20 protein-coding genes are annotated in these 21,605 nt (G+C 67.5%); all 20 read left to right on the top strand.

Translation table 11 applies throughout. The annotated features are described in order from the left end of the window. The 20 genes from E4M01_RS09410 to E4M01_RS09315 all read left to right on the top strand — a co-directional run bounded on the left by E4M01_RS09410 (position 1) and on the right by E4M01_RS09315 (position 21,598). Positions 1 to 753, top strand: coding sequence for a biotin--[acetyl-CoA-carboxylase] ligase (locus E4M01_RS09410; protein WP_135063121.1), 753 nt, complete (start codon positions 1 to 3; stop codon positions 751 to 753). After that, entirely contained in the window at positions 750 to 1,529 is a 780-nt protein-coding gene (locus E4M01_RS09405; RefSeq protein WP_135063123.1) for a type III pantothenate kinase, read from the top strand. The genes E4M01_RS09410 and E4M01_RS09405 overlap by 4 nt, the downstream gene beginning before the upstream one ends. Continuing rightward, the gene (locus E4M01_RS09400; protein WP_135063125.1) at positions 1,526 to 3,199 is read left to right on the top strand and encodes a ribonuclease J; all 1,674 of its coding nucleotides are present in this window, start codon (positions 1,526 to 1,528) and stop codon (positions 3,197 to 3,199) included. The genes E4M01_RS09405 and E4M01_RS09400 overlap by 4 nt, the downstream gene beginning before the upstream one ends. A 130-nt stretch (positions 3,200 to 3,329) precedes the next feature. After that, positions 3,330 to 4,196: a hypothetical protein gene (locus E4M01_RS09395; protein ID WP_245158223.1), complete on the top strand. Its 867-nt coding sequence runs from the start codon at positions 3,330 to 3,332 to the stop codon at positions 4,194 to 4,196. A 47-nt stretch (positions 4,197 to 4,243) separates the two neighbouring features. Beyond that, positions 4,244 to 5,830: a M20/M25/M40 family metallo-hydrolase gene (locus E4M01_RS09390; protein ID WP_135063127.1), complete on the top strand. Its 1,587-nt coding sequence runs from the start codon at positions 4,244 to 4,246 to the stop codon at positions 5,828 to 5,830. An 18-nt stretch (positions 5,831 to 5,848) separates the two neighbouring features. Further along, complete coding sequence (mce, locus tag E4M01_RS09385) at positions 5,849 to 6,274, top strand: methylmalonyl-CoA epimerase (protein ID WP_135063129.1); 426 nt, start codon at positions 5,849 to 5,851, stop codon at positions 6,272 to 6,274. Then, positions 6,274 to 6,534, top strand: coding sequence for a DUF1467 family protein (locus tag E4M01_RS09380; RefSeq protein ID WP_135063131.1), 261 nt, complete (start codon positions 6,274 to 6,276; stop codon positions 6,532 to 6,534). The genes mce and E4M01_RS09380 overlap by 1 nt, the downstream gene beginning before the upstream one ends. Before the next feature lie 74 nt (positions 6,535 to 6,608). Then, the gene (proS, locus tag E4M01_RS09375) at positions 6,609 to 7,925 is read left to right on the top strand and encodes a proline--tRNA ligase (protein ID WP_135063133.1); all 1,317 of its coding nucleotides are present in this window, start codon (positions 6,609 to 6,611) and stop codon (positions 7,923 to 7,925) included. After that, positions 7,922 to 9,226 carry a lipoprotein-releasing ABC transporter permease subunit gene (locus tag E4M01_RS09370; protein ID WP_135063135.1) on the top strand — a complete coding sequence of 435 codons (1,305 nt, stop codon included), beginning with the start codon at positions 7,922 to 7,924 and terminating at the stop codon, positions 9,224 to 9,226. The genes proS and E4M01_RS09370 overlap by 4 nt, the downstream gene beginning before the upstream one ends. Next, positions 9,219 to 9,929: an ABC transporter ATP-binding protein gene (locus tag E4M01_RS09365; RefSeq protein ID WP_135063137.1), complete on the top strand. Its 711-nt coding sequence runs from the start codon at positions 9,219 to 9,221 to the stop codon at positions 9,927 to 9,929. The genes E4M01_RS09370 and E4M01_RS09365 overlap by 8 nt, the downstream gene beginning before the upstream one ends. A 258-nt stretch (positions 9,930 to 10,187) precedes the next feature. Next, the gene (gene dnaE, locus E4M01_RS09360; RefSeq protein WP_135063598.1) at positions 10,188 to 13,652 is read left to right on the top strand and encodes a DNA polymerase III subunit alpha; all 3,465 of its coding nucleotides are present in this window, start codon (positions 10,188 to 10,190) and stop codon (positions 13,650 to 13,652) included. After that, a complete protein-coding gene (locus E4M01_RS09355; RefSeq protein WP_135063139.1) occupies positions 13,652 to 14,011 on the top strand; it encodes a GFA family protein in 360 nt (119 codons plus the stop codon). Before dnaE ends, E4M01_RS09355 begins: the two co-directional genes overlap by 1 nt. 166 nt (positions 14,012 to 14,177) lie before the next feature. After that, on the top strand, positions 14,178 to 15,089 hold the full coding sequence (gene rpsB / locus E4M01_RS09350) for a 30S ribosomal protein S2 (protein WP_135063141.1): 912 nt from the start codon (positions 14,178 to 14,180) through the stop codon (positions 15,087 to 15,089). A 104-nt stretch (positions 15,090 to 15,193) separates the two neighbouring features. Next, complete coding sequence (gene tsf / locus E4M01_RS09345; RefSeq protein ID WP_135063143.1) at positions 15,194 to 16,135, top strand: translation elongation factor Ts; 942 nt, start codon at positions 15,194 to 15,196, stop codon at positions 16,133 to 16,135. 129 nt (positions 16,136 to 16,264) lie between these two features. Next, positions 16,265 to 17,005: a UMP kinase gene (gene pyrH, locus E4M01_RS09340; RefSeq protein WP_135063146.1), complete on the top strand. Its 741-nt coding sequence runs from the start codon at positions 16,265 to 16,267 to the stop codon at positions 17,003 to 17,005. Positions 17,006 to 17,034: 29 nt separating this feature from the next. Continuing rightward, positions 17,035 to 17,592, top strand: coding sequence for a ribosome recycling factor (gene frr, locus E4M01_RS09335; protein ID WP_135063148.1), 558 nt, complete (start codon positions 17,035 to 17,037; stop codon positions 17,590 to 17,592). 34 nt (positions 17,593 to 17,626) lie between these two features. Further along, entirely contained in the window at positions 17,627 to 18,346 is a 720-nt protein-coding gene (gene uppS, locus E4M01_RS09330) for a polyprenyl diphosphate synthase (protein ID WP_135063150.1), read from the top strand. Then, complete coding sequence (locus tag E4M01_RS09325; RefSeq protein WP_135063152.1) at positions 18,346 to 19,164, top strand: phosphatidate cytidylyltransferase; 819 nt, start codon at positions 18,346 to 18,348, stop codon at positions 19,162 to 19,164. Before uppS ends, E4M01_RS09325 begins: the two co-directional genes overlap by 1 nt. Continuing rightward, entirely contained in the window at positions 19,164 to 20,354 is a 1,191-nt protein-coding gene (gene dxr / locus E4M01_RS09320; protein WP_245158224.1) for a 1-deoxy-D-xylulose-5-phosphate reductoisomerase, read from the top strand. The genes E4M01_RS09325 and dxr overlap by 1 nt, the downstream gene beginning before the upstream one ends. 26 nt (positions 20,355 to 20,380) lie before the next feature. Next, on the top strand, positions 20,381 to 21,598 hold the full coding sequence (locus tag E4M01_RS09315; protein ID WP_135063154.1) for an RIP metalloprotease: 1,218 nt from the start codon (positions 20,381 to 20,383) through the stop codon (positions 21,596 to 21,598). Positions 21,599 to 21,605 lie beyond the last annotated feature (7 nt).

The raw sequence follows: 21,605 nt of genomic DNA, 5'->3' as shown, positions 1-21,605 counted from the left end.
GTGGCGACCGCCGCCCCGGTCCTGTTCCTCGACGAGGTCGACTCCACCAACGCCGAGGCGCGACGCCGGGCCGAGGCCGGCGAGACCGGACCGCTGTGGATCGCCGCGCGGCGTCAGACCGCCGGGCGCGGGCGGCGCGGCCGCGCGTGGGAGAGCGACGGCGCCAATCTGACGGCCAGCCTGCTGCAACTGACTCAGAAGCCGCCCGCCGAGGCCGCACAGGTGACCTTCATCGCGGCCCTCGCCACCCTGGATCTGCTGGACGCCTTTGCGCCCGCCGCCCTGGTCTCGATCAAATGGCCCAACGACGTGCTGTTGGACGGCCGCAAGGTGTCGGGCGTGCTGATCGAATCCGGTCAGGCCGAACGCGGAGTATGGCTAGCGGTCGGGATCGGCGTGAATCTGGCGCAGGCGCCGCAGGGCGTCGAACGGCCGGCGACCTGCATCGCCGAGCACCTGAGGGCCGATGTGTCGCAGCCGCCGTCGCCTGACGTCGCGCTGACTGTCCTGAGCCAGGCCTTCGCCACGTGGATCGAGCGCTGGGAGAGTCTGGGGTTCGAGCCAATCCTTGACGCCTGGCGCGCCCGGGCGCGGGGGCTGGACGGCCCGTGCGTCGCGAGCCTGGGTCACGAGACGATCGCCGGCCAGGCTGACGGGGTCGAGGCCGACGGGGCGCTGAGGCTTCGGCTGGCCGACGGGACGCTGCGTCGCGTTTCGGCCGGCGATGTCTTCTTTGGCGAGGAGGCCGCGTGATGCTGCTGGCGATCGAACAGGGCAACACCAATACGCTGTTTGCGGTGCACGATGGGACCGACTGGGTCGCCCAATGGCGCGCCGCGACCGAGTCCAGCCGCACGGCCGATGAATACGCCGTCTGGCTGTCTCAACTGATGGCGATGCGCGGGCTGGATCTGAAGGCCCTGGACGGCTGCATCATCTCCAGCGTCGTGCCGCAGTCCATGTTCAACCTGCGCAACCTGTCGCGGCGCTACCTGGGCGCCGAGCCCCTGGTGATCGGCGAGAACGCCACGCTGGGCATGGAGGCGCGCATCCTGAAGCCCTCGGAGGCGGGCGCGGACCGGCTGGTCAACGCCATCGGGGCGCATCTGAAATATCCGGGCGACCTGATCGTCATCGACAGCGGCACGGCGACGACCTTCGACGTCATCGCCGCCGACGGCGCCTTCGAGGGCGGGGTCATCGCGCCGGGCGTCAACCTGAGCCTTCAGGCGCTGCACGAGGCGGCGGCCATGCTGCCGCGCATCGCCATCCAGAAGCCCGAGCGTGTCATCGGCAAGGACACCGTGTCCAACATGCAAGCCGGCGTCTTCTGGGGCTATATTTCGCTGATCGAAGGGCTGGTCGCGCGCATCAAAACCGAGTGGGGAAACCCCATGACCGTCATCGGCACGGGCGGCGTCGCCTCGCTGTTCGAAGGCGCCACCGACAGCATAGATCACTTCGATCCCGACCTAACCATCCGCGGCCTGCTCGAAATCTGGCGCCGCAACACCCACATGGGCGCATGAACAAAAACAACGACAACGAACTCGTCTTCCTGCCGCTGGGCGGATCCAACGAGATCGGCATGAATCTCAACGCCTACGGCTATGGCCCGGCGGACGACCGCGAGTGGATCGTGGTCGACGTGGGCGTGACCTTCGGCGACCCTTCGACGCCTGGCGTGGACGTGATCGTGCCCGATCCGGTCTATCTGGAGGGCGAGAACATCCGCGGCATCGTGCTGACCCACGCGCACGAGGATCACATCGGCGCCCTGGGCTGGCTGTGGCCACGCATCAAGGCCCCGCTCTATGCGACGCCGTTCACCGCCTATCTGATCCGCGAAAAGCTGCGCGACGCCGGCCTGCTGGATCAGGTGACGCTGCACGAGGTTCCGCTGGGCGGGACGATCGACCTGGGCCCGTTCCAAGTCGAGATGGTGACGATCACCCACTCCATCGCCGAACCCAACGGCCTGGCGATCAAGACGCCGCTGGGCACGGTGCTGCACACTGGCGACTGGAAGATCGACAACGATCCCGTCGTAGGCGAGCGCACCGACATCGAGACCATCCAGCGCCTGGGCGACGAAGGCGTGCTGGCCATGGTGTGCGATTCCACCAACGTCTTCGTCGACGGCGTCGCTGGTTCCGAGGGCGAGGTGAGAGAGGCGCTCGCGAAGCTGATCTCTGGCCTCACTGGTAGGATCGCGGTCGGTTGCTTCGCCTCCAACGTGGCCCGCATGGACAGCGTGATCCGCGCCGCCGAGGCGGCCGGACGACGCGTGGCCCTGGCCGGGCGGTCGATGCACCGCATCACGGCTGCGGCCAAGTCGGTCGGCATGCTGTCGGACGTGAAGCCCTTCCTGAGCGAGGACGAGGCGCGCATCTGGCCGGGCGAGCAGATCCTGTATCTGTGCACCGGCAGCCAGGGCGAGGCGCGCGCAGCCCTGTCGCGCGTGGCCGACGGCTCGCACCCCTTCATCAAGCTGGGACGCGGCGACCACTGCATCTTCTCGTCGCGAGTGATCCCGGGCAACGAGCTGTCGATCGGCCGGCTGCAGGACACGCTGTCGGAGCGCGGCGTGCGCATCCACACCGAGAAGGACACGCCGGGCATCCACGTCTCGGGCCACCCCTGCCGCGACGAATTGCGTCAGATGTATCAGTGGGCCCGGCCCAGGATCGCCGTGCCGACCCACGGCATGCGCCGCCACATCGCCGAACACGCCTTGCTGGCCAAGGACATGCAGGTCCCCGAGACCGTAACGCCGCGAAACGGCGACATGGTGCGCCTGGCCCCCGGACCCGCCGCCATCATCGACGAGGTGCCGTCAGGCCGCCTGTTCGTGGACGGCGGCATGCTGGTGGAGGAGGCGGGCACAGCCCTGCGCGAGCGTCGCCACGCGGCGTCCAACGGCGTCCTGGTGGTCAGCTTCGCCCTCGACAAGCGCGGCAAGATCGTCTCGGACATTGACGTGCGGGCGATCGGCCTGCCGGGCGACGAAGACCAGCCACTGGGCGACATCCTCGACGACCTGGCCGAACGCGTCGAACAGACGGTGCGCGGTCTGAAGGGCGCGGCGCTGGAGGACGAGCTGGTGGTCGAACAGGCTGTCGCCCGAACCCTGAAGAAGGCCAGCCAAGGCGTCTGGTCGCGTCGGCCGATCGTCGAGACGGTCGTTCTTCGTCTGTAGGACGCAACCTTGGCCGTTCGGCGGGGTTTGAGGCGATCAGTCTCATGCTTCGCCGGCGCCCTTGGCCAACTCAGCTCCCCATCGCTTCCGCCAGTCGGTCCGTCGCTGTTCGCACGACGCACTGGAGCGCGTGCGCCATGCGCGCCACCCTCTGCACGGGTGGAAGAAGTGGTCGCTGATCCTGCTGCAATGGATGGCGCTGCTGGTGGTCGTGTTCGCCCTGGTCAACCTGGCGTTGGGGCTGTCGGTCCAGAGCCGCGAGGACCGAGGGCGGCGGTTCGTGCATGTGGCGACCGCCTTGTGGTTCAGCCCCCTGGATGGACGTTCGGCCGATCCGACGGCGTTTGCGCGCCTGTACGGCGAAGAGCTGGGACCGGATGCGAAAGCCAGCGACATCCGCGGCTATTTCGAGCGGCGGCTGGACGGGACCATCGTGCTGGATCAGATCATGGCCGAGCAGCTGGTCGAGCGGTTTGGCGGGGTGGATGCGCGCACCTTTCCGGCAGGCGTTTATGTCGGCGTCCGGGCTCTGGGCCCCGACGGCCTGCCCTTCGTGCCGGTGACCAAGTATCTGGCGCACTTTCTGTTCTTCCCGCGCCACGCCTATATTCTGGTGGTGCCTGAGACGGGCCCGGCGCAGGTGTTTTCAGCCAGCCTGACCGGGCATTTCGACGCAGACGCCGACAATGAACAGCATCTGGCGGCCCGGATCGGCGACTATGCGCCCGGCGCCTATGACTTCCCTTCATCCGGTCAGGCGGTCCATGAGCTGACGCTGATCACGCGCGATCCGCAAGAGACCGCCGGCGCGCTGGAGCGGCTGTCGCTCGCCAAGGCGGAGCTCGAGGACGCAGAGATCGACTACGGCGTGCTGGCGCCCAACTCCAACACCGTGATCGGCTGCATCCTGGAAGACGCCGGCGTCATGTCCCGCGCCGAGCGCTCTTCGGCCCTGCTGGCGGTGCGGGCGCCGGGCGTGGGAGCGGCTTGCCGCTGATCGCGACGTCGCCCATAGAGACGCCATCGCATTTTCCGGGGGTTAACGTGCGTCATCTGGCTGTTCTTCTTTCCGCCACGCTTCTTGCCACGCCGGCGCTGGCCCAGCCCGTAGACCGGCTGGCCGTCAACGGCATCATCGATCAGGGGCTGAACCAGAGCCAGGTCATGCAGACCGCCGGCTGGCTGACGGACCGCATCGGACCGCGCCTCACGAACTCGCCGCAGATGCGCCAGGCCGAGGCCTGGACGCAACAGCAGTTCCGCGACTGGGGTCTGTCGAACGTGCGGGCCGACGGTTTCGAGTTCGGGCGCGGCTGGTCCATCGACCGCGCCAGCGCCCGAATGACGGCGCCCCGGCCGATCGAGCTGCGCGTCATTCCCGTGGCCTGGACGCCGTCAACCGACGGGACTGTCAACGCCGAGGTGGTCTTCGCGCCCATGGCCAATGCGGGCGATTTCGCCCGTCATCGCGGCAAGCTGGCGGGCAAGATCGTGCTGATCAGCGCCGCGCCCGCGCCGTCGGAGCCGTCTGACCAGCCCGTCTTCCGCCGCCTGACGGACGAGGAGCTGGCCGGGCGCAACGTCTACGTTCAGCCGCGTCACGCACCGGTGCGGGTCAACACGGCCGAGGACTTCACGCTGCAGCTGGACGCCTTCCTGAGGGAGGAGGGCGCGCTGGCCTGGGTGCGCATGTCACAGCGTGACGGCGGACTGCTGCACGGCGCGGGCTATAACTATCGCGCCGGCGCCACGCCGACGGTGCCGGGCGTCGAGATGACCCAGGAGGACTATCGTCGTCTGGTGCGTCTGACCGCAGCCGGCGCCGCGCCCACGCTGGAGCTGACCAGCAACGTCCGGTTCCACGACGAAGACTCCCAGGCCTACAACATCCTGGCCGATATTCCGGGCACGAGCCGTTCGGGCGAATACGTCATGGCCGGCGCCCACCTGGACAGCTGGGTCGCGTCGGACGGAGCGGTCGACAACGCCGCCGGGGTGGCCGTGGTCATGGAGGCGGCCCGCATCCTCAAGGCCCTGAACGTGCGGCCCAAGCGGACCATCCGCTTCGCCCTGTGGAACGGCGAGGAGCAGGGGCTGCTCGGCTCTCTGGCCTATGTCGACCGGTACGTCGCCACCCGCGCCCCGCTGGGCGACGCCGCCCAGGACGCCCTGCCGGCGAACCGCACCTGGCGCGCCCGCTGGCCCATCGAGCCGAGGCCGGGCCACCGCGACCTGGTGGCCTATTTCAACTTCGACAACGGCTCTGGCCGTATCCGCGGCATCAACGCCGAGGGCAATGTCGCCGCCGCTGCCGTGTTCGAGGAGTGGCTGAAGCCCTTCGCCAGCATGGGCGCCAGCACGGTCTCGCTGCGTCCGTCGGGCGGCACCGACCACGTCTATATGCAGACCGTGGGCATCCCAGGCTTCCAGTTCATCCAGGATCCGCTGGATTACGGCAGCCGCCTTCATCACACCTCGATCGACAGCTACGACAAGCTGCGGCCCGAGGATCTGCGCCAGGCGGCGATCATCATGGCCAGCTTCCTGCTGTCGGCGGCCAATAGCGACGAGCCGCTGCCGCGGATGCCGCTGCCGACCCGGCCCACGCCGACCGACCCGTTCGAGCCGTAAGAAGGTTTCGAGAGCCTGATGATCGGAAGACTGAACCATGTGGGGGTGGCGACGCCCTCGATCGAGGACAGCGTCCGGCTGTATCGCGACCTGCTGGGCGCGACGCGGTCGCAGGCGCCGTTCGACCTGCCCGCGCAGGGCGTTCGGGTCTGCTTCATCGACCTGCCCAACAGCCAGATCGAGCTGATCGAGCCGCTGGGCGAGGACAGCCCCATCCACGGCTTCCTGGCCAAGAATCCGAAGGGCGGGCAGCACCACGTCTGTTTCGAGGTCGAGGACATCTTGGCCGCGCGCGATGCGCTGCGGGCCAAGGGCGCGACCATCCTGGGCACGGGCGAACCGCGCATCGGCGCCCACGGCACGCCCATCCTCTTCCTGCATCCCAGGGACATGGGCGGGGTGCTGATCGAACTGATGGAAACCCCCAAAAGCGAGGCGCACTGATGCCCATCGGCCCCTTCACCATGACGGCCATCTACATCACGGTGTGGTGGACGGTGCTGTTCGTCGTGCTTCCCCTCGGCATGAACCAGCGTGACCAGACGCAGCCCACCGACGGCGCCCAGTGGGGCGCGCCCGAGAATCCCCGGCTGAAGAAGAAGTTCATCACCACGACCTGGGTGGCGGCCCTGGTGTGGGTCTTCATCATGGTCCTGGTCTACATCGGCTGGATGCCCCTGCCGAACCTGGCGCCGCCCGTTTAGGGCCGCCGCCTAGCTTTCGCCCCGCCGACCCGGCTAAAGCTCGGGTTCATTCGACTCGAGACCTGGATCGCCCGATGCGCCTTTCGCGCTACTTCCTGCCCACTCTGAAAGAGGCGCCTTCGGACGCCCAGATCGTATCGCACCAGCTGATGCTGCGCGCCGGCCTGATCAAGCAGGAGGCCGCCGGCATCTATGCCTGGCTGCCGCTGGGTCTGCGGGTGCTGCGCAAGATCGAGGCGATTGTGCGTGAGGAGCAGGTGAGGGCGGGCGCGGTCGAGCTGCTGATGCCGACGCTGCAGCTGGCCGACCTGTGGCGGGAGTCTGGGCGGTACGACGCCTATGGCCCGGAGATGCTGCGCATCACCGACCGGCACGAACGCGAGCTGCTGTACGGCCCCACCAACGAGGAGATGATCACCGACATCTTCCGGGGCTATGTGAAGAGCTATAAGGCCCTGCCGCTGAACCTGTTTCACATTCAGTGGAAGTTCCGCGACGAGCGGCGTCCGCGCTTCGGCGTGATGCGCGGCCGCGAGTTCCTGATGAAGGACGCCTATTCCTTCGATCTGGACGAGGCCTCGGCGCGCAAGGCCTACAACCGCATGTTCGTGGCCTATCTGAACACCTTCGCCCGCATGGGGCTGAAGGCCGTGCCGATGCGCGCCGACACCGGCCCGATCGGCGGCGACCTGAGCCACGAGTTCATCGTCCTGGCGGACACGGGCGAGAGCGCGGTCTTCTGTGACCGCAAGCTGGTCGAGATGCCGGCGCCGGGCGGCGACGTGGACTGGGACGACCTGCAGGCCATCGTCGACGAGCGCACGGCCCTGTACGCCGCGACCGAGGAAATGCACGACGCGGGCGCCTTTGAAAGCCAGACCACCGAGGCCGACCGCCTGTCGGCGCGCGGCATCGAGGTCGGCCACATTTTCTACTTCGGAACCAAATATTCCGCGCCGATGAAGGCGCAGGTGGCCGGGCCCGACGGCAAGGACACGCCGGTTCACATGGGCAGCTACGGCGTCGGCGTCTCGCGTCTGCTGGGCGCCATCATCGAGGCCAGCCATGACGAGGGCGGCATCATCTGGCCTGACGCCGTGGCGCCGTTCGACGTGGTGGTCATCAACCTGCGCGTCGGCGACGAGGCGGTGGACGCCGCCTGCGACGAGGCGGTGCACCGCCTGAAGGCCGCGGGCCTGGACGTGCTGTATGACGACACCGACGAACGTCCGGGCGGCAAGTTCGCCACCGCCGACCTGATCGGCGTGCCGTGGCAGCTGACCATCGGGCCCAAGGGGCTGAAGGACGGCGTGGTCGAGCTGAAGCGCCGCGCGACCGGCGAGAAGGACAGCCTGGCGCTGGACGCCGCCCTCGGGAAGCTGATCGGATGAGCGATGCCGCCTCGGCGACCAAGCCGGTGAAGCCCGCCGGCGCCTTCTCCGCCTGGGAGATCGGTCTGGCGCTCCGCTATCTGCGGGCCAAGCGCAAGGAAGGCGGGGTGGCGATGATCGCCATCATCAGCTTCATCGGCATCATGCTGGCCGTCGCGGTGCTGATCAGCGTCATGAGCATCATGGCCGGGTTCCGCGCCGAGCTGCTGGGCCGGATGCTGTCGTTCAACGGGCACATGTACGTTCAGGGGCAGGTGCTGAGTTCGCCTGACCGCGAGCAGGCGCTGCAACGGCTGTCCGATGTGCCAGGGGTCGTCAGCGTGGCGCCCCAGGTCCAGGCGCAAAGCCTGCTGCGCGCCGGCGGCGCGACCACGGGCGCGATCGTCAAGGGCATCCGCCCCCAGGACCTGTCGTCGCTGAACTATGTCTATGACAGCCTGTCGGACGAGGCTCGTCAGACCTTTGGCCAGGGCGCCTATGGCGGCGACCGCATCCTGATCGGCGGCGCCTTGGCGCGCGGCCTGGGCATTGGGCCGGGCGATCCCATCACCCTGTATTCCCCGACGGGCGCTGACAGCGCGTTTGGCAATCTGGGCGGGCTGGAGAAGACCTACACCGTGGGCGGCGTGTTCAGTTCCGGCACATCGGAATACGATCAGGCCTTCATCTTCATGCCGCTGGAGCAGGCGCAGCTCTTCTTCGGCAAGGACGGCGTCTGGGACGTCATCGAGCTGAAGGTCAGCACCCCCGACAAGATGGACGGCTATATGGCGCCCGTGCGCGATGCGGTCGGGTCCGGCGCAGTCGTCACCGACTGGCGCACCCAGATGGCGGCCTTCTGGGGCGCGTTGCAGATCGAGCGCGCGGCCATGAGCATCATCCTGGGCATGGTGGTCGCCATCGCGGCGATGAACATCATCTCGGGCATCGTCATGCTGGTTAAAAACAAGACGCGCGACATCGCCATCCTGCGCACCGTGGGGGCCAGCCCGTCTTCGATCCTGCGCATCTTCTTCGTGGCCGGCGCCGCGATCGGGGTGGCGGGCACGCTGGCCGGTCTGGCGCTGGGCCTGGCCTTTTGCCTGAACATCGGCGCGATCCAGCACTTCCTGGAGGCTCTGCTGGGCGTCCAGCTGTTCAACTCCGAGGTCTATATGCTGGACGCGGTGCCGGCGCTGGTCGATCCGGGCGACGTGACCTGGGTCGCGGTCTGGTCGCTGCTGATGAGCTGCGTGGCCAGCCTGCCGCCGTCCTGGAATGCCTCGCGCATCGATCCCGTTGAGGCCCTGCGCTATGAATAGGACCGACACGCCGACCCTGTCGCTGCGCGACGTCAGCCGCACCTATCCGACCGCCCAGGGCGGGCTGACGGTGCTGAAGGGCGTGGATCTGGATGTTTGGCCTGGCGAGATCGTGGGCCTGATCGGGCCCTCGGGCTCGGGCAAGTCCAGCCTGTTGCACGCGGCCGGCTTGCTGGAGCGCCCGACCACGGGCCAGGTCGTCATCGACGGCGAGGAGGTGGGCCGGCTGGACGAGCGCGCACGCACCCGTCTGCGCCTGTCGCGCATCGGCTTCGTCTATCAGTTCCACCATCTGCTGCCCGAGTTCGATGCGCGCGACAACGTGGCCCTGCCGATGCGGATCGCCGGTCTGTCGGCGAAAGCCGCGCACGATCGCGCCACCGAGACCCTGACCGCGCTGGGTCTGGGCGACCGCGTCACCCACCAGCCGGCCCAGCTGTCGGGCGGCGAGCGTCAACGGGTGGCGATCGCCCGCGCCCTGGCCAACCGGCCGCGCCTGCTGCTGGCCGACGAGCCGACCGGCAATCTGGATCCGTCGACCAGCGGGTCGGTGTTCGAGAGCCTGCGTCAGCTGTCCAAGACCACGGGCGTCGCCGCCCTGATCGCCACCCACAACATGGAACTGGCCGGCCACATGGACCGCGTCTTCGCCCTGAAGGACGGCCATCTGGAAGAACGTGCGGCCGAGAGCCACGCCTACTGAGAAACGACTGGCGGCTGGCTTCCCGACCGCTGGCGCGCTCCGAACGCGACAGCCGACGGACACGCATCGCGGCTTGACGGGAACGAAGGCAGAACATAGAACATTACCAGAACAGGAAATCTGGGGATGCCGTCATGTCTCGGTGGGTGAAGGATATGCTGTCGCTTGCGTCATGCGGCGGCTTCGTTTGGATGGTGTGGCAGGCCGCGTTCCTGATCGGGTGAGTCGGTCATGGGCCTGTTCAAGGAGACGCAGGCCATTTCCACGCCCGAGGCAGAGCGGTTCGTCCATCTGAGGGTGCGCAGCGCCTATTCGCTGCTGGAAGGTGCGATCAAGGCGGGCAAGATCGGGCGCATGGCGGCGGACGCCGGCATGCCCGCGGTTGCGGTCGCCGACCGGGCCAATCTGTTCGGCGCGCTGGAATTCAGCCAGGCCACGCGAGATGCGGGCGTTCAGCCTCTGGTGGCCTGCGCCCTGCCGGTCACGGGAATTGGCGGGCGGATGGTCGAGCGCTGGGCGCGGACGCCGACCGTTGTGTTGATTGCACAGAACGAGGCCGGCTGGCTGAACCTGTGCGCCCTCTCGTCGGCAGCCTATCTGGACGCGGGCGAGATGGCCGAGCCTGGGGTTGATTGGCGACTAATCGCCGAGCGGTCGGAAGGCCTGATCCTGCTGTCGGGCGGGCCCGACGGGCCGATCGACCCGCTGTTTGCCCAAAAGAAGACCAGGGACGGCGCCGAGGCGCTGGCCGAGATGAAGCGGGTCTTCGGCGATCGCTTTTATGTCGAGCTGCAGCGTCACGGCCTGCCGCGCGAGGCGGCGGCGGAGGGCGGGCTGGTCGGCTGGGCCTATGAGACCGACACGCCGCTGGTCGCCACCAACGACGTCTATTACGCCAAGGCGGCGCAGGCGAAGTCGCACGACGCCCTGCTGTGCATCGCCGACGGGGCCTTCACCGGCCAGGATGACCGCCGCCGGATCACCGGCGAGCACTGGTTCAAGCCGGCCTCGGCCATGCGCGAGCTGTTCGCCGACCTGCCCGAGGCCTGCGACAACACCGTCGAGATCGCGCGCCGCTGCGCCTTCCTGGTTCAGACGCGCGCGCCCATCCTGCCGCGCTTCGACACGGGCGCCGGGCGCTCGGAAGCCGACGAACTGGCGCACCAGGCGCGCGAGGGTCTGAAGGCTCGGCTGAAACAGGTCGAGCCGGCCGCGCCCGAGGAAGACTACTGGGCCCGGCTGGACTGGGAAGTCGGCATCATCCAGCAGATGGGCTTTCCCGGCTACTTCCTGATCGTGTCGGACTTCATCAAATGGGCGAAGTCGCACGGCATCCCGGTCGGGCCGGGGCGGGGGTCGGGCGCGGGCTCATTGGTGGCCTGGTCGCTGACCATCACCGACTTGGATCCCTTGCGGTTCGGCCTGCTGTTCGAGCGATTCCTGAACCCCGAGCGGGTCTCCATGCCCGACTTCGACATCGACTTCTGCCAGGAGCGACGCGAGGAGGTGATCGACTACGTCCAGGACCACTACGGTTCGGACCGCGTGGCCCAGATCATCACGTTCGGCACGCTGCAGGCGCGCGCGGTTCTGCGCGATGTGGGCCGTGTGCTGCAGATGCCGCTCGGTCAGGTGGACCGGCTCTGCAAGATGGTGCCGAACAACCCGGCCAATCCCGTCACCCTGGCCCAGGCCATCGAGCTGGAGCCGCGTCTGAAGGAAGCGCGCGACAGCGAGGCCGCAGTCAAGGCGCTGCTGGAAACGGCGCTGGAGCTGGAGGGGCTGTACCGCAACGCCTCGACCCACGCGGCGGGCATCGTGATCGGCGACCGGCCGCTGACCGAGTTGGTGCCGCTGTATCAGGACCCGCGCTCGACCATCCCGGCCAGCCAGTTCAACATGAAGTGGGTGGAGCCCGCCGGCCTGGTGAAGTTCGACTTTCTGGGTTTGAAGACGCTGACGGTGCTGGACCGGGCGAGGGGCTATCTGGAGCGGCGCGGCGCGGCGCCGGACTGGAACCTGCTGCCGCTGCACGATGCGCCGACCTATGAGCTGATGGCTTCGGGCCAGACGGTCGGTGTGTTCCAGCTGGAATCCCAGGGCATGCGCGACACCCTGCGCAAGATGCGCTGCGGCTCCATCGAGGAGATCACCGCCCTGATCTCGCTGTATCGACCTGGGCCTATGGAGATGATCGACACCTATATCGACCGCAAGTTCGGTCGGGCCGAGGTCGACTATCTGCATCCCACCCTGACCGAGGTGCTGACCGAGACCTACGGCGTCATCATCTACCAGGAGCAGGTGATGAAAATCGCACAGATCCTGGCCGGATACAGCCTGGGCGAGGCCGACCTGCTGCGTCGCGCCATGGGCAAGAAGAAGAAGGAGGAGATGGACTTCCAGCGGGCGCGCTTCGTCAAGGGCGCCTCCGAGAAGGGTGTGCCGGAAGCGCAGTCGGGCGGCATCTTCGACCTGGTGGCCAAGTTCGCCGGCTACGGCTTCAACAAGTCACACGCCGCGGCCTATGCCCTGATCAGCTTCCAGACCGGCTGGCTGAAGGCCAATCACCCGGTCGAGTTCTTCGCCGCCTCCATGTCGCTGGACCTGTCGAACACCGACAAGCTTGCGGTCTTCTATCAGGACTGCCGCCGCTTCGAAGTGCCGGTGCTGGCGCCCGACATCAACCGCTCTTCGGCCGACTTCGATGTGGCTTACGAGGACGGGCAGGGAGCGGTTCTCTACGCGCTGGGCGCAATCCGCAACGTGGGCCTGGAGGCCATGAAGCATGTGGTGGAGGTGCGCCAAACGGGCGGGCCGTTCGCCGACATCTTTGACTTCCTGGAGCGTGTCGATCCGCGCGCGGTGAACAAGCGCGCGCTGGAAGGCCTGGCCAAGGCAGGCGCCTTCGATCGGCTGCATCCCAACCGCCGCCAGCTGTTCGAACAGGCCGATGTGCTGATGGCCTATTGCCAGAGCGTGGCGGCCGAGCGCGCCTCCAGCCAGGTCAGTCTGTTCGGCGCCGACCAGGCCCACGCCGCGCGCCCGCGCCTGAGGAGCGTCGAGCCTTGGGCCGGGCCGGATCAGTTGGATCATGAACTGGCCGCGGTCGGCTTCTATCTGTCGGGCCACCCGCTGGAGGAGCTGACCCCGGCGCTGAAGCGCAAGCGCGTGACCTTCGTGGCCGAGGCGCAAGGCCTGGCCGAGGCGGGGCACGAGGCCTTCCAGATGGCGGGCGTGGTGCGTCGTCGCCAGGAACGCGCCAGCGCCAAGACCGGTGAGAAGTTCGCTTTCGTCACCTTCTCAGACCCGACCGGCGAGTTCGAATGCCTGTTTCCGCCAGAGCAACTGCGCCGCTGCCGGGAGATTCTTGAGGTCGGATCGGCCGTCCTGGTCAAGGTGCGGGCCAAGGCGGCCGATGGCGAGGTGCGCTTCTTCGGCGACGACGCCCGGCGGATGGACACGCTGCTGGACGACGCCGAGATCGGGCTGCGGGTCCTGCTTTCGGCTCAGGCGGCTGACGCTGCGGCGCTCAAGGCGCGGCTGGATCGCGCCCGATCGCAGGGCAAGGGCGGCGAGGTCTGGCTGCAGACGACGCTTCAGAGCCCTGAGGCCGGCCGTCAGGAGGTGGAAATCAAATTGCCGGGCCGCTACAGACTGGACGCGGCGCTGCGCGGCGCACTCAAGTCGGCGCCGGGCGTCATCATGCTGGAGGATGCCTGATGGCCGAAATAAGAACCTACAAGGGTTCGTGCCACTGCGGCGCGGTGACATTCGAGGCGGATATCAGCCTGGACGGGCTGATCGAGTGCAACTGTTCGCACTGCTATCGCAAGGGCCTCGTCCTGGCCTTCGCTCCCCGGCCGGCTTTACGGCTGGCGAAGGGGGAGGGGGCGACGACCTCTTATTTCTTCAACCGCCACAACATCGAGCACAGCTTCTGCAAGACCTGCGGCGTTCAGCCGTACGGCTACGGCAAGGGGCCGGACGGCGCTGAGATGGCGGCGATCAACGTGCGCACGCTCGAGGATGTGGAGCCCTGGGCCTGGAGCGCCGAACGTGTGGACGGCCGCAGCTTCTAAGGTCGCTGTCGGGCTTGCATTTTCCGGCCCTTGCGCGTAGAGGGCGCGGGCATTTCGCAACGCGGGTGAGGCGCGCGTCGGGGAGACATCCCGGCCTGCACCATTCCGAGAGCCCTAGGGCTTCAATCCCCCGCGCCACGTTGATCGGAAAAAGGACAAGACGATCATGGCCCTGCCTGAATTCTCGATGCGCACCCTGCTGGAAGCGGGCGCCCACTTCGGCCACCAGACCCACCGCTGGAATCCGAAGATGGATCGCTACATCTTCGGCGCGCGCTCGAACATCCACATCATCGACCTGTCGCAGACCCTGCCGCTGATGCATCAGGCGCTGGTCGCCGTGCGCGACGTCGCCGCCAAGGGCGGCCGCGTTCTGTTCGTCGGCACCAAGCGCCAGGCCGCCGACCCGGTGGCCGAGGCTGCCAAGCGCTGTGCGCAATACTACATGAACAACCGCTGGCTGGGCGGCACGCTGACCAACTGGAAGACCGTTTCGGGTTCGATCCAGCGTCTGCGTGAACTGGACGGCCTGCTGGAAAGCGGCGGCGAAGGCCGCAACAAGCGCGAGCTGCTGAGCCTGCAGCGCGAGCGTGACAAGCTGGACGCCTCGCTGGGCGGCATCAAGGACATGGGCGGCATCCCCGACATCATGTTTGTGATCGACACCAACAAGGAATCGATCGCGATCCAGGAAGCCCGCAAGCTGAACATCCCGATCATCGCCATCCTCGACACCAACTCGGATCCGGATGGCATCACCTATCCGGTGCCGGGCAACGACGACGCCGCCCGCGCCATCCAGACCTACTGCGACCTGATCGCCGACGCCGTCCTGGACGGGCTGGCCGCCGGCGCTTCTGCCTCGGGCGTGGATCTCGGCGCTTCGGAAGCCCCGGTCGAGCCGATGCTGCGCGAAGCCTCGGCCGCCAAGGCTGAAGCGGAGGCCGCTCCGGCCGGAACCGAAGGCGCCGCCGCCGAGCTGGAAGCCGCTGCTGAGCCGGCCGTCGCCGACGACGCCGCCAAGGAAGCGACTTCGGAAGCCAACGACGCCGTTGAAACCGAGAAGGCCGCGGTCTGAGGATCGCACCACGGTCTTCGCCCGAAGGCCGCGGGTCCAACTGACACACGGCCGGGCTAAACCAGCCCGGCCGTTCCCGCATTGAAGACACTAGGAGACTGAACATGGCCGAGATCACCGCCGCCCTCGTGAAAGAGCTGCGCGAACGCTCCGGCGTCGGCATGATGGACTGCAAGAAGGCGCTGCAGGAAACCAACGGCGACATCAACGCCGCCATCGACTGGCTGCGCGCCAAGGGCCTGTCCAAGGCCGCCAAGAAGGCCGACCGTGTCGCCGCTGAAGGCCTGGTCGCCGTGGCCTCGAAGGAGGTCGGCGCCGGCGAAGTGGGCGCCGCCATCGAGTTTAACGCCGAAACCGACTTCGTGGCCCGCAACGAGCTGTTCCAGAACGCGGCGAAGAAATTCGCTCAACTGGGCCTGGAGCACGCCTCGGTCGAGGCCCTGCACGGCGCCGAGCTGGAATCGGGCAAGACCGTCCAAGACGAAGTGACTCAGCTGATCGCCACCGTCGGCGAGAACATGCAACTGCGTCGCGCCGCCCGCCTGTCGGTTGATGAAGGCGTCGTCGCCTCCTACGTCCACAACGCGGTGTCGCCGGGCGTCGGCCGCATCGGCGTCCTGGTCGCCCTGCACGGCGCCGGCGACAAGGACAAGCTGCGCGAACTGGGCCGCAAGATCGCCATGCACGTCGCCGCCACGGCCCCGCTGTCGCTGAACACCGACGATCTGGACCCGGCCGCCATCGAGAAGGAACGTCAGGTCCTGACCGAAAAAGCCAAGGAAGAAGGCCGTCCGGAGAACATGATCGCCAAGATCGTGGAAGGCCAGATCAACAAGTTCCAGAAGGATGTGGTGCTGACCAAGCAGCCGTTCGTCATGGACCCGGACGTGACCGTCGAGCAGCTGGTCGCCAACACCGGCAAGGAACTGGGCAACCCCGGCCTGCACCTGGGCGGGTTCGTCCGACTGGCGCTGGGCGAGGGCGTCGAGAAGGTCGAAGGTCCGGACTTCGCTTCTGAAGTCGCCTCCATGATGGGCGGCCAGTAAGACGTCTGCCGCGCCCTTGGGGGCCGGATAAATCAGCCTTGGGGCGCGTCAGGCTTTGAAGCCGGGCGCGCCCTTCGTCTATAAGGGGCGGCCCGAGTCAACGCCGCCGCCTTCACGGATCCCCTACGCATGCCCGACGCCAGTCCCGAGTTCCGCTACAAGCGCGTCCTGCTGAAGGTCTCGGGCGAGGTGCTTATGGGCGAACAGGCCTACGGCATCGACATGAAGACGGTCGACACCGTGGCCCAGGCCGTGGCCCAGGTCGCCCGTGAAGGCATCGAGATCTGCCTGGTCATCGGCGGGGGCAACATCTTCCGCGGCCTGTCCAAGGCCGCCGAGGGCATGGACCGCGCCACCGCCGACTACATGGGCATGCTGGCCACCATCATGAACGCCCTGGCGATGCAGGGCGCGCTCGAGAAGATCGGGGTCGACACCCGCGTGCAGAGCGCCATTCCCATGGCCGCCATCGCCGAGCCCTACATCCGTCGCCGCGCGCTGCGCCATCTCGAAAAAGGACGTGTGGTCATTTTCGCCGCCGGCGTGGGCGCGCCCTTCTTCACCACCGATTCCGGCGCCGCGCTGCGGGCCGCGGAAATGGGCTGCGACGCCCTGCTGAAGGGCACCAGCGTGGACGGCGTCTACACCGCCGACCCCAAGAAGGACCCCGAGGCGACGCGCTATGAGACGCTGAGCTATCGGGACGTGCTGGCCAAGGATCTGCGCGTCATGGACGCCTCGGCCATCGCCTTGATGCGAGACAGCGGCATACCGATCGTGGTCTTCTCGATCCGTGAGGAGGACTCGCTGCGCAAGACCCTGACGGGCAAGGGAACCTACACCGTCATCCGGGCCGACAAGGCCGCCTGAATCTTACAAGAAACGACCGGGAGCCCACTATGGCCAAGCCTGATCTGAAGACCTACCGCGACCGCATGGACAAGGCGGTGGCCGCGCTGAAGGAGGAATTCTCCGGCTTGCGCACCGGCCGCGCCAACGCCGGCCTGCTGGAGCCCGTGCGGGTAGAGGCCTATGGCTCGACCTCTCCACTCACGGCTGTGGCCGCCATCAGCGTGCCCGAGCCGCGCATGATCACGGTCAACGTCTGGGACAAGGGCATGGTCGTGTCGGTCGAAAAGGCCATCCGCCAGGCCGACTTGGGCCTGAACCCCATCGTCGACGGCCAGACCCTGCGCATCCCCGTGCCGCCCCTGACCGAGGAGCGGCGCAAGGATCTGGTCAAGCTGGCGGGCAAATACTCCGAGCAGCAGAAGATCGCCGTGCGCAACGTGCGCCGCGACGCCAACGACGACCTGAAGAAGGCCGAAAAGGCGGGTGACATCAGCCAGGATGAGCAGAAGAAGATGGAGACGGAGGTCCAGAAGGACACCGACGCCGCCATCAAGCGCATCGATGAGGCCTTGAAGACCAAGGAAGTGGAGATCATGCAGGTCTAGGACCTGCCCTTCAGCTCATGGAACTTTTCACGACATGACGGTCGAAACCGCCGCGCCGCTTCATGTCGCTTTGATCATGGACGGCAATGGCCGCTGGGCCAGCCAGCGCGGACTGCCGCGCGCGGCGGGCCATCGCGCGGGCGTTCAGGCGCTGAAGCGCACGGTGGAGGGCGCGGCGGATTGCGGCGTCGGCTGTCTCACAGTCTACGGCTTCTCGACCGAGAACTGGCGCCGCCCCGCCGAGGAGGTCTCGGACCTCATGGGGCTTGTGCGGTCATATGTGGCCAGCGACCTGAAGCGCCTGACCAAGGCGGGAGTGCGGCTGAAGGTGCTGGGCCGCCGCGCGGGGCTGCCGGCGGATATCGCCGACATCATCCGCCGCGCAGAGGCCGACACCGCGCACAACGACCGTTTTCTTCTTCAGGTCGCCTTCAACTATGGGGCGCAGGCCGACATCGTCGATGCTGCCCGCGCGCTGAGCGAAGCCGGCCGCGTCATCGACGAGGCCGCGCTGGGTCAGGCCCTGTCGACCGGCCAGGCCCCCCCAGTGGATGTCATCGTGCGCACATCCGGCGAGCGCAGGCTGTCGAACTTCCTGTTATGGGAAGCCGCCTACGCCGAACTGATCTTCCAGGACGTGCTGTGGCCAGACTATGGGCCCGAGGCTTTGGCGCGCGCCGTGGCGGAGTTCCGATCCCGCGATCGGCGCTACGGGGGCCTGCCGCCGGTCGTTCCAGCCCGCGTCGCCGTCTGATGGCTCTCAAGATTCGCGAAATGGGGCTGAGAGCCGCCTCGGCGCTGGTGCTGGCGCCGCTGGCCGTCTTCGCGGTTTGGCTGGGCGGGGTGTGGATCGCCGCGATCATGATGGCGGCCTGCATGCTTCTGGCCATGGAGTGGGCCAAGATGAGCGCCCGCCAGAACTGGCGGCCTATCTTTGCGGTCGTGGGACTGACCTTGATGGCGGCTGTGGCCGCCACCCACGCGGCCGGTCTGTCCTTCGGCTTGGTGCTGATGGTGTTCGGTGCAGCGCTGTCGGCTCTGTTCGCCCGCTCGCGCGGGCTGTCGATGACCGACGCCGCCTACGGCGTGCTCTACATCGGCTGGCCGGCGGTCTTGTTCATCTGGCTGAGGGACGGCGACAGCGCGGCGGGATTCTACTGGGTCACGCTGGCCTTCGCCGTGACCTGGGCGGCGGACATCGTGGCGTTCCTGGCTGGATCGCTCGTCGGCGGACCCAAGCTGTGGCCACGCTACTCTCCCAACAAGACCTGGGCGGGCTTCATCGGCGGCCTGGTCGCCGGCACCGCGGCCGGCGGTCTGATGGTCGCCCTTCCGCAGGCAGGCGTTCAGACACTGTGGCTCAGCGCATTTCTCGGCCTGGCGGCTGCAGCGGCGGCGATGGCCGGCGATTTGTGGGAGTCCGCCCTGAAGCGTCGGTTCGGCGTCAAAGATGCGGGCGCGATCATTCCAGGTCACGGCGGCCTGCTGGATCGAGTGGACGGACTGATGTTCGCCATCGTCGTCGTGGCGGCCGGCCGCGCTCTTTTCCTGCAATTCGGAGGCGCGCTCTGATGCACAGACGCGTGACGATCCTCGGTTCGACCGGGTCGGTCGGCTGTTCTACCCTCGAGTTGATGGCCGAGGCCCAGGCCGGCGGAGCCACGATCGAGGTCGAAGCCCTCACGGGCGGCTCCAATGTCGACCTGTTGATCCAGCAGGCGCGTCGCTGGAGGCCCGCGATTGCGGTGACAGCCGACCCAACCCTGCTCGAGCCCCTGCGCGCCGGCCTGAAAGGCACGGGCGTCGCGGCCGCCGCGGGCGCCGACGCCATTGTGGAGGCCGCCGTGCGGCCGGTCGACTGGGTCATGGCCTCGATCGTGGGGGCGGCCGGTCTCCGCTCCGCCTGGGCGGCCGCCGGCACTGGGGCCACCTTGGCGCTGGCCAACAAGGAGAGTCTGGTCTGCTGCGGCACGGCGTTGAAGCAGCGTGTCGCCGAGGCGGGCGGCCGTCTGATCCCGGTCGATTCCGAGCATTCAGCCATCTTTCAGGTCTTCCCCGCGACCCGGCCTGAACAGGTGGCTCGCCTGATTCTAACCGCCTCCGGGGGTCCTTTCCGGCAGGCGTCCGCAGGCGAGATGGCGCGGGTGACGCCAGAACAGGCGGTGGCGCACCCGAACTGGAGCATGGGCGCCAAGATTTCCGTCGACAGCGCCACCATGGCCAACAAGGGCCTGGAGATGATCGAGGCGGCCTATCTGTTTGACCAGCCGGCCGAACGGATCGATGTGGTCGTGCATCCAGAATCCATCATCCACAGCCTGGTCGAGATGATTGACGGCTCGACCTTGGCGCAGCTCGGCCCCCCGGACATGAAGACGCCCATCGCCTGCGCCTTGGCCTGGCCCGACCGCGTGGACTGGCCGGCGCCGCGCCTGGACCTGGCCGCCCTGGGCCGCTTGACGTTCGAGGCCCCGGACGAGACCCGCTTTCCGCTGCTGTCGCTGGCGCGGCAGGCGCTGAAGGCCGGCGGCTCGGCGCCGGCGGTTTTCAACGCCGCCAACGAGGTCGCGGCCCTGGCCTTCCTCGACAGGCGGCTGGCCTTTCTCAATATTGCCGCAGTCGTCGCCGAAACCCTTGAGCGCGCGGCAAGCGCGGGGGCGGACGCTGCAGTCGGCGACGCTTGCGAAACAGCCATGGCTGTTGATGCAGGTGCGCGCAGGACCGCCGCAGGCGTCGTCCGCGCTCTGGCCGACGCGGCGTGAGCGGATCGGGGAGACCGTAAAGCACGATGTTGGGCGTCCTGGGCCAGATACTGACCTACCTTCTGCCGTTTCTGCTGGTGCTGACGGTCGTGGTCACTGTGCACGAGCTGGGTCACTTCCTTACCGGCCGACTGTTCGGCGTGAAGATGGACCGCTTCTCGATCGGTTTCGGTCCGACCTTGCTCAGCCGGACGGACCGGCGCGGCGTCGAGTGGCGCCTCGCGGCCCTCCCGCTTGGCGGGTATGTGCGCTTCGCCGGAGACCTGGACGCTACGGGCGTGCCAGACCGCAAGGGGCTCGACGCGCTCAAGGCCCGCCTGCGGGCGGAGCACGGCGTCGGGGCCGAGCGCGAGTACCTTTACTTTAAGCCCGTGTGGCAGCGTGCTCTGGTCGTGGCTGGCGGCCCACTGGCCAACTTCCTGCTCGCGATCGTGCTGTTCACCATCCTGTTTTCGGCCGTGGGGGTCGAGCTTCGGCCGCCGCGGGTGGGCGATGTCGCCGCAGGGTCTCCGGCCGCGGCCGCGGGCTTTCAGCGCGGGGATCTGATCACTCACGTCAATGGTCGGCCTGTCGAAGACAGTCGCGATGTCACCCGGATCGTGTCGCTCTCCAGCGGCGATCCGGTGCGTTTCCTGATCGAACGCGGCCAAGCCCAGGTGGCGTTGGTGGCGACGCCCGTGCGTCAGGTCGAACAGGATCCGATCGCCGGCCGCGTGTCGATAGGGCGCATCGGCCTAGCGCTTGTCTCTGGACGCGACGAGGTGCGCCACGTGCGCTATGGTCCGCTGGAGGCGGTAGGGCAGGGTGTTCGCCAGACTGGCGACGTTCTGGGGACGACTCTGACCTATCTCGGCCGCATCTTCACCGGTCGTGAAAGCGGCGATCAGCTCAGCGGCCCCATAGGCATAGCCAAGGCATCGGGCGCGTTGACCGATGCTGCGGTCCAGGCCAATCCGGACCCGTTATACCGGGTTCTCAATCTTCTGCTGACGCTGACGAGCTTCGCCGCCATACTTTCGATCGGAATCGGCTTTCTAAACCTGCTTCCGATACCCGTCCTGGATGGCGGTCACTTGGTGTTCTACGCTTACGAGGCCGTCGCTCGGCAGCCTCTGCCGGCGGGAATTCAAGAGGCCGGCTACCGGGTCGGACTTGCCATGCTGGCCTGTTTCATGTTGTTCGCGACGTGGAACGACCTGCAGAAGCTGAATCTGTTCCAATTCCTCGGCGGGCTCGTCAGTTGAGCCGACG

It is taken from the genome of Brevundimonas sp. MF30-B, from assembly GCF_004683885.1.
Taxonomy (GTDB): Bacteria; Pseudomonadota; Alphaproteobacteria; order Caulobacterales; family Caulobacteraceae; genus Brevundimonas.
Note: the sequence above shows the minus strand (reverse complement) of the source record. Positions and strands in the feature narration are given on the sequence as shown.

Bases quoted from the DNA above. Each gene is read 5' to 3' on its own strand.
- dxr (WP_245158224.1), top strand. From the start codon at position 19,164: ATGCACAGACGCGTGACGATCCTCGGTTCGACCGGGTCGGTCGGCTGT.
- E4M01_RS09400 (WP_135063125.1), top strand. From the start codon at position 1,526: ATGAACAAAAACAACGACAACGAACTCGTCTTCCTGCCGCTGGGCGGA.
- E4M01_RS09325 (WP_135063152.1), top strand. From the start codon at position 18,346: ATGGCTCTCAAGATTCGCGAAATGGGGCTGAGAGCCGCCTCGGCGCTG.
- rpsB (WP_135063141.1), top strand. From the start codon at position 14,178: ATGGCCCTGCCTGAATTCTCGATGCGCACCCTGCTGGAAGCGGGCGCC.
- E4M01_RS09365 (WP_135063137.1), top strand. From the start codon at position 9,219: ATGAATAGGACCGACACGCCGACCCTGTCGCTGCGCGACGTCAGCCGC.
- proS (WP_135063133.1), top strand. From the start codon at position 6,609: ATGCGCCTTTCGCGCTACTTCCTGCCCACTCTGAAAGAGGCGCCTTCG.
- pyrH (WP_135063146.1), top strand. From the start codon at position 16,265: ATGCCCGACGCCAGTCCCGAGTTCCGCTACAAGCGCGTCCTGCTGAAG.
- frr (WP_135063148.1), top strand. From the start codon at position 17,035: ATGGCCAAGCCTGATCTGAAGACCTACCGCGACCGCATGGACAAGGCG.
- E4M01_RS09355 (WP_135063139.1), top strand. From the start codon at position 13,652: ATGGCCGAAATAAGAACCTACAAGGGTTCGTGCCACTGCGGCGCGGTG.
- uppS (WP_135063150.1), top strand. From the start codon at position 17,627: ATGACGGTCGAAACCGCCGCGCCGCTTCATGTCGCTTTGATCATGGAC.
- E4M01_RS09370 (WP_135063135.1), top strand. From the start codon at position 7,922: ATGAGCGATGCCGCCTCGGCGACCAAGCCGGTGAAGCCCGCCGGCGCC.
- tsf (WP_135063143.1), top strand. From the start codon at position 15,194: ATGGCCGAGATCACCGCCGCCCTCGTGAAAGAGCTGCGCGAACGCTCC.
- mce (WP_135063129.1), top strand. From the start codon at position 5,849: ATGATCGGAAGACTGAACCATGTGGGGGTGGCGACGCCCTCGATCGAG.
- E4M01_RS09380 (WP_135063131.1), top strand. From the start codon at position 6,274: ATGCCCATCGGCCCCTTCACCATGACGGCCATCTACATCACGGTGTGG.
- E4M01_RS09315 (WP_135063154.1), top strand. From the start codon at position 20,381: ATGTTGGGCGTCCTGGGCCAGATACTGACCTACCTTCTGCCGTTTCTG.